The organism is Gilliamella sp. Gris1-4, from assembly GCF_001690335.1.
Taxonomy (GTDB): Bacteria; Pseudomonadota; Gammaproteobacteria; order Enterobacterales; family Orbaceae; genus Gilliamella; species Gilliamella apicola_P.
Genome location: NZ_LZHA01000081.1, coordinates 43,903 through 50,191 on the forward strand (window position 1 = coordinate 43,903; position 6,289 = coordinate 50,191).

General features: G+C 36.8%; 6 protein-coding genes. 3 read left to right on the top strand and 3 right to left on the bottom strand.

The window, feature by feature from the left end:
- Window positions 1–6: 6 nt before the first annotated feature.
- Window positions 7–1,359: a metalloprotease PmbA gene (gene pmbA / locus A9G31_RS10085; RefSeq protein WP_065561526.1), complete on the bottom strand. Its 1,353-nt coding sequence runs from the start codon at window positions 1,357–1,359 to the stop codon at window positions 7–9.
- Between the two features lie 77 nt (window positions 1,360–1,436).
- Between pmbA and yjgA the strand changes: the two genes are divergently transcribed.
- From yjgA to cspE, 3 genes are all read left to right on the top strand, one after another.
- Window positions 1,437–1,973 (top strand): ribosome biogenesis factor YjgA, encoded by a 537-nt coding sequence (yjgA, locus tag A9G31_RS10090; RefSeq protein WP_065561527.1) that lies wholly within the window; start codon window positions 1,437–1,439, stop codon window positions 1,971–1,973.
- Between the two features lie 63 nt (window positions 1,974–2,036).
- Window positions 2,037–2,567 carry an inorganic diphosphatase gene (ppa, locus tag A9G31_RS10095; protein ID WP_065561528.1) on the top strand — a complete coding sequence of 177 codons (531 nt, stop codon included), beginning with the start codon at window positions 2,037–2,039 and terminating at the stop codon, window positions 2,565–2,567.
- 393 nt (window positions 2,568–2,960) lie between these two features.
- Window positions 2,961–3,170: a transcription antiterminator/RNA stability regulator CspE gene (cspE, locus tag A9G31_RS10100; RefSeq protein ID WP_025315032.1), complete on the top strand. Its 210-nt coding sequence runs from the start codon at window positions 2,961–2,963 to the stop codon at window positions 3,168–3,170.
- A 146-nt stretch (window positions 3,171–3,316) separates the two neighbouring features.
- Here the strand turns inward: cspE and gapA are convergent, their stop codons facing one another.
- Window positions 3,317–4,315, bottom strand: coding sequence for a glyceraldehyde-3-phosphate dehydrogenase (gapA, locus tag A9G31_RS10105; protein WP_034912538.1), 999 nt, complete (start codon window positions 4,313–4,315; stop codon window positions 3,317–3,319).
- A gap of 767 nt (window positions 4,316–5,082) precedes the next feature.
- Window positions 5,083–6,289 (bottom strand): hypothetical protein (locus A9G31_RS11885; RefSeq protein WP_065561529.1); only part of this gene is annotated, 1,207 nt, incomplete at its 5' end.

Genomic DNA, 6,289 nt, shown 5'->3' on the forward strand with positions numbered 1-6,289 from the left:
TAATCCTTATTTCCCCGCTATACTCATATTATCAATCAAAATTGAGCCACATTGAATACTTGTTCTGGTTTCGATATCGTTTCCAATTTCCACAATATTTTTATACATATCTTTAAGATTACCAGCAATGGTGATTTCACTAACTGGATATTGAATTTTTCCATTCTCAACCCAAAATCCTGTAGCTCCACGCGAATAATCACCAGTCACACTATTAACACCTTGCCCCATTAACGAAGTCACCAAAACACCTTTATCCAATTTTTTTAGCATCTCATCAAAACTAGCATTTGCATGGCTTGGTGATACAAACCAATTATGAATTCCACCTGCATGCCCAGTCGATTTTAAGCCTAATTTACGAGCTGAATAATTGCCTAACAAATAAGTTTGCAACACACCTTGCTCAACAATATTGCGCTTAACTGTTTTTGTCCCTTCACTATCAAAAGGCGATGATCCAACACCTTTTAAAATAAAAGGATCCTCATAAATAGTTACCCAATTAGGAAAAATCGCCTTCCCTACACTATCTAAAAGAAAAGAAGATTTACGATAAATGGCACCACCACTTATAGCACCCACTAAATGCCTAATGAGTCCAACGGCAACTTCTGCACTAAATAACACAGGAGTTTGCATTGTTGAAATCTGTTTAGCGCCTAAATGTGAGATCGCTCTATCAGCTGCCTGCACACCAACCCAATCAGCAGACTTGAGCTGACTATAATCACATGATGAAGTATAAGCATAATTACTTTCCATCTGCCCTGCTTGTTGAGCAATAACTGAGCATGAAAGTGAATGTGAACTTGCGCAATAACCTTGCAACATCCCCAAACTATTACCATAAACATAAACGCCATAGCGACTACTAAAATAACCGCCATCAGAATTAATCAATTTGGAATGATTTAACGCAGTTAATTCGGCTTGTTTAGCCTGCTCAATGGCATTATCAACGTTCAAATCACTAGGATGAAATAAATCTAAATCGGGTGGATTAAATGCCATTTGACTCACATCACCCAAACCTGAACAAGGATCTGGCGAAGTATATTGCATAATATCAATCGCCATATTCACCGTTTGCAAAATAGCCTGAGAAGACAAATCATTGGTAGAAGCACTCCCTTTACGTTTATTTTGATAAACAGTAATAGATAACGCACCATCACTATTAAATTCAACATTCTCGGTTTCACCCATGCGAGTGCTAACATTAATACCTGTTGACTTATTAATCGATACCTCAACTTCATCAACACGTGACTTTGCTTGCTCAATAGCATTAGCAACAATTGCCGATAAAGTTTCTTTTTGATTTAAAGCTTCTTTTTTAATCTGTTCAATACTCATTTTATTATTTTCTACAATTCTGCTAGCGATACGTTATAATAAGCTAGAATTACACAATAGTTAACAAAAGAAATAACATGAATCATAATCAAGAGACAAATCTAGAACCCAACTTCGCTATTGACACTGAAGATGACGAAATCATCTACGTTAGTAAAAGTGAAATTAAACGCGATGCTGAAGCTTTAAAAAAATTAGGGATTGAACTTGTCAAACTAAGCAAAAACGAACTTGAAAAAATTCCTCTCGATGAAGATCTTACTTATGCAATTGAACTTGCGCAGAAAATAAAAAAAGAAGGATATCGCCGTCAAATCCAATACATTGGCAAACTGCTACGTAACCGAGATATTGATCCGATTAGCCAAGCGCTTGATAAACTTAAAAATCGCCATAATCAACAAATTTCACTATTTCACAAACTTGAAAAACTTCGGGATGAATTAATTGCAACTGGCGATGCCGAAACCATTATCGGTTTGTACCCAACGGCCGATCGTCAGCAATTACGAACCTTAGCCCGTTTAGCAAAAAAAGAGCAAGATACAAACAAGCCAACCAAAACGGCAAGGCAAATTTTTCAATATTTAAAAGAATTGAGCGACACTGAATAATCTTTATAATGTGCGCTTATTATTATTCACAAACCTATATAAACTTAGATAGAGGATACAAAAATGGGACTTTTAAATGTACCAGCAGGTAAAGAATTACCAGATGATATTTACGTTGTGATAGAAATTCCAGCCAATGCAGATCCAATTAAATATGAAGTTGATAAAGACACTGGCGCTGTATTTGTTGATCGTTTTATGGCTACAGCAATGTTTTATCCATGTAACTATGGTTATATTAATCACACACTATCATTAGATGGCGATCCAGTTGATGTATTAGTCCCAACGCCATACCCATTACAACCAGGCTCAGTTATTCGTTGCCGCCCAGTTGGTGTATTAAAAATGACAGACGAAGCTGGTCAAGACGCAAAACTTGTTGCAGTACCTCACAGCAAGCTATCAAAAGAATATGATCACATAAAAGATGTTGATGATTTACCTGAATTACTCAAATCACAAATCAAACACTTTTTTGAACAATATAAAGCTTTAGAAAAAGGTAAATGGGTTAAAGTTGACGGATGGGATAATGCTGAAGCTGCGCGCAAGGAAATTATTGAGTCATTTGAGCGAGCAAAAAACAAATAAATTTTAAATAAAAAATTTATTTTTATCAAAGCCATAAATATTTTTATGGCTTTTTTTTATGGTTTTTTTATTTGTTGCAATTTAATAACATCAAAATTAATTTAAGCTTTAATGGGTAAAATTTGATTTTTATCAATTAGCAAATAATTTTCTGAGGTTTGAACAAAACTTTTTTTTTTCATAAAAAAAATTAGTATTCACATCTTGCTTTTGATTATAATTTATGCGGTAATATCACTGGGTAAGCAACAAAGTACATAATTATGGATAACGATTAACCTCAATAATGTTTTTAAACACATTATCATGGCTTTTAGTTACATCATTAATACAATGTTAAAACCCATACGGCCTTAAAGGCTAATTATTAATTATTGTTAGGATGTCTAGTAAATGAATAAGAAAACAGGCCAAGTAAAATGGTTTAATGAAAGTAAAGGTTTTGGTTTTATTACCCCTGCGGATGGAAGTAAAGACGTATTTGTGCACTTTTCTGCTATTTCAGGTGATGGTTTTAAAACATTGGCTGAAGGGCAACAAGTTGAATTTGCTATCCAAGATAGTCCTCGTGGACCTGCAGCAGCTGAAGTTGTTGTAATCTAATTGAACTTTAAAATTCACATTAGAAAAACGCTCACTCACGAAGTGAGCGTTTTTTTTCTCTCAAAAAAAGTTAAAAATCGCTCAAAAATCAGAGAAAAAAAGCGGCCAAAAAAGCCGCCTTTTAAACAAAGTTAGTTAAACACTAATTATTTTTTAGAAATAACAGCGATTAAATCTAATACTTTGTTTGAATAACCTACTTCGTTGTCATACCAAGAAACAAGTTTAACAAAGTTATCGCTTAATTGAATACCAGCTTTAGCATCAAATACTGAAGTACAAACTTCACCTAAGAAATCAGTAGAAACAACATCATCTTCGGTATAGCCAAGAACTCCTTTCATTGGACCTTCAGCAGCGGCTTTAATTGCTTTACAGATATCTTCATATTTAGCCGGTTTTTCTAAACGAGCAGTTAAGTCAACAACAGAAACGTCTGGAGTAGGAACTCGGAAAGCCATACCAGTTAATTTACCGTTTAATTCAGGGATAACTTTACCTACCGCCTTAGCAGCACCAGTAGATGAAGGGATGATGTTTTGAGCAGCACCACGACCACCACGCCAATCTTTATGAGATGGACCATCTACAGTTTTTTGAGTTGCAGTTGTTGCATGAACAGTTGTCATTAATGCTTCAACGATACCAAAGTTATCGTTGATAACTTTAGCTAAAGGCGCTAAACAGTTAGTTGTACAAGAAGCGTTAGAAACGATATCTTGACCAGCATAATCTTTATCATTAACACCAATAACAAACATTGGAGTACTGTCCTTAGAAGGACCCGTTAAAACAACTTTCTTAGCACCTGCTTGGATGTGTTTACGAGCAGTTTCATCAGTTAAAAATAAACCAGTTGCTTCAGCAACAACATCAACACCGACTTCGTTCCATTTTAAGTTTGCAGGATCACGTTCAGCAGTAACACGAATTGCTTTACCGTTAACGACTAATTTACCATCTTTAACTTCAACAGTGCCGTCAAAACGACCGTGAGTTGAATCATATTTAAGCATATAAGCCATATATTCAACATCTAATAAATCATTGATAGCAACGATTTCAATGTCTGAACGTTTTTGAGCAGCACGGAAAACAATACGGCCAATACGGCCAAAGCCATTAATACCTACTTTGATTGTCATAACAATTACCTTCTTTTTTAATGTTTTTAATGTTAAAAATCTTTCCGGTAAACTATCAAATTTTAAAGATTTATTCAAGAAGATTCCTAATAATTAAACACGAATTGATTAAATAGATTAATACAAGTGTAAGTTATATTAATTATTATAAATAAAATCATAACATTGTAAAAAATAACCTAACATAGTGAACGGGGCTATATAAAAAACAATCAAAAATTAAACAACAACCAATAACTTGATATTCAGTTGCTAATGTATTCTTATACCGTAACTAAAGTAGACATATTAATCTTGCGATGTTGTAGGATTTTTCATCCAAAACTCATCCTAATAGACCATTGATTTTATTTATTTTTAATTATTACTTTTCAAGAAAATAAAAACAACACAAAAATATAATTGATTATATTGCCTGTCTTATCCCGGCATCGTGGAGCCGTAAGTCACATTCGGTAGCCAAAACGTGGGATTGCAAAGGGAATTCGCTTTAATTCCCTTTGCTCGGACGTGAGCACTGTAGCTATTTTATTCCCCGAAGCTAAAATAGGCCACAGCTTTAAACCGCCACAGCGTAATCCACTAAGACTGCCATCGACACTTTCAGCGTCGGCGGGGGGGGCGGCGCTATTGTGGCTTTGCCACAACGGCGCAAACCCTAAGGGAAACGCCCCAACTTACGCGGGGGCTTTATTCTTTGTTATATTATCCTCTCAAGCACCATAACCAACCCCGCGGCCTAAGGATTAAGGACTAAACGCCAAAAACTAAGGTACGGTGCAAACAGCAGAATAGCTGATGCTGGCACTGAAGCTGCCGACGTTGCCGTAGTACGAGGTGACAGCGAAGCCATTGCTACCTGGGGCGTCGCTAGTCCAATAGAGGTTGCCGACGAAACCCGCATCAGCGTAGCTGTACATGACGCCCCACTCAGTGAAAAAACCTGCACCTATGTGACGCATGTAAACATTATTACTAGAAGACGGCGTGGCGCCAACAGCTCCAGTACAAGGATAATTATTACTCACTCCAAAACCAGAACAAACCGCATTGGTTAAATCACTTACTCGTGACATTCGATAACCCAAACTATTACACCATGTGGTTTGATTGGGAACGTAATCACTTTTATCACCCCGATTGACGAACCACTGCTTTAACTTAAATCCGTACCGAACCTCATTACCACTTCTATCACTTCCGACTAACTCAAATGTCTGTGGCAAAGATGGACGTGTAAGTGGAGTAGGATTACTTGAGCTTATTTGAGTACGACTTGCCCTTGGACCATTTAACGTTACCCGTGTTACATATTTTGATTTATCCTTAATCCATCTATCACCTTGGTTCGGCAACCTCCAACTCACCGTTGTCCCTAGACTACCACTTGTGTTAACTGCCCAACTCAACTGACTTGCGTCTATCCCTCCTATGTCCAAATCAAAATACAATCCATCTGCACCTGTAGTAGGAAAGTTTTGGTTGTAAAATGATGGGTTTGTAAACACTGTTAAAAAGCCCTTAGTAGGAGACCATATGTTAGATGGACCGGCATAATATGGGTCGTCGTTAGAAACAATGCCACTTGTTCCGCCATACAACAAATTCGGCCTGACCGAACAAATAACGGGCTGTGACGGTAAAGTGATATAATAATCCACTGTTCCTCCACTAAATGTACTACTATTGGGGACACCATACTGCGTAACTAAATTCCCCCCAGTACTACTTAAGGTTACCTTATAAGGCGCTTTACATAGATTTAATGTATCACCACGACTAACCGTAGTGCCATCTTTATCCTTTATTGCTAACGATATACTCCCTGATGCCGTTACTCCCCCTGCCCCCTGTCCATCTCCATCATCATCTCCCCACTTCCCTTGGGTAATTAAATCATTGAGACTTATGCTATCTGAATCCAACGGCAATACCATATGAATATCATTAAATGTTATTCCAGCAGAAACCATT

What these genes read in the sequence shown, in the direction of transcription:
- ppa (WP_065561528.1), top strand. Translation starts at nt 2,037, where the DNA reads ATGGGACTTTTAAATGTACCAGCAGGTAAAGAATTACCAGATGATATT.
- cspE (WP_025315032.1), top strand. Translation starts at nt 2,961, where the DNA reads ATGAATAAGAAAACAGGCCAAGTAAAATGGTTTAATGAAAGTAAAGGT.
- yjgA (WP_065561527.1), top strand. Translation starts at nt 1,437, where the DNA reads ATGAATCATAATCAAGAGACAAATCTAGAACCCAACTTCGCTATTGAC.
- gapA (WP_034912538.1), bottom strand. Translation starts at nt 4,315, where the DNA reads ATGACAATCAAAGTAGGTATTAATGGCTTTGGCCGTATTGGCCGTATT.
- pmbA (WP_065561526.1), bottom strand. Translation starts at nt 1,359, where the DNA reads ATGAGTATTGAACAGATTAAAAAAGAAGCTTTAAATCAAAAAGAAACT.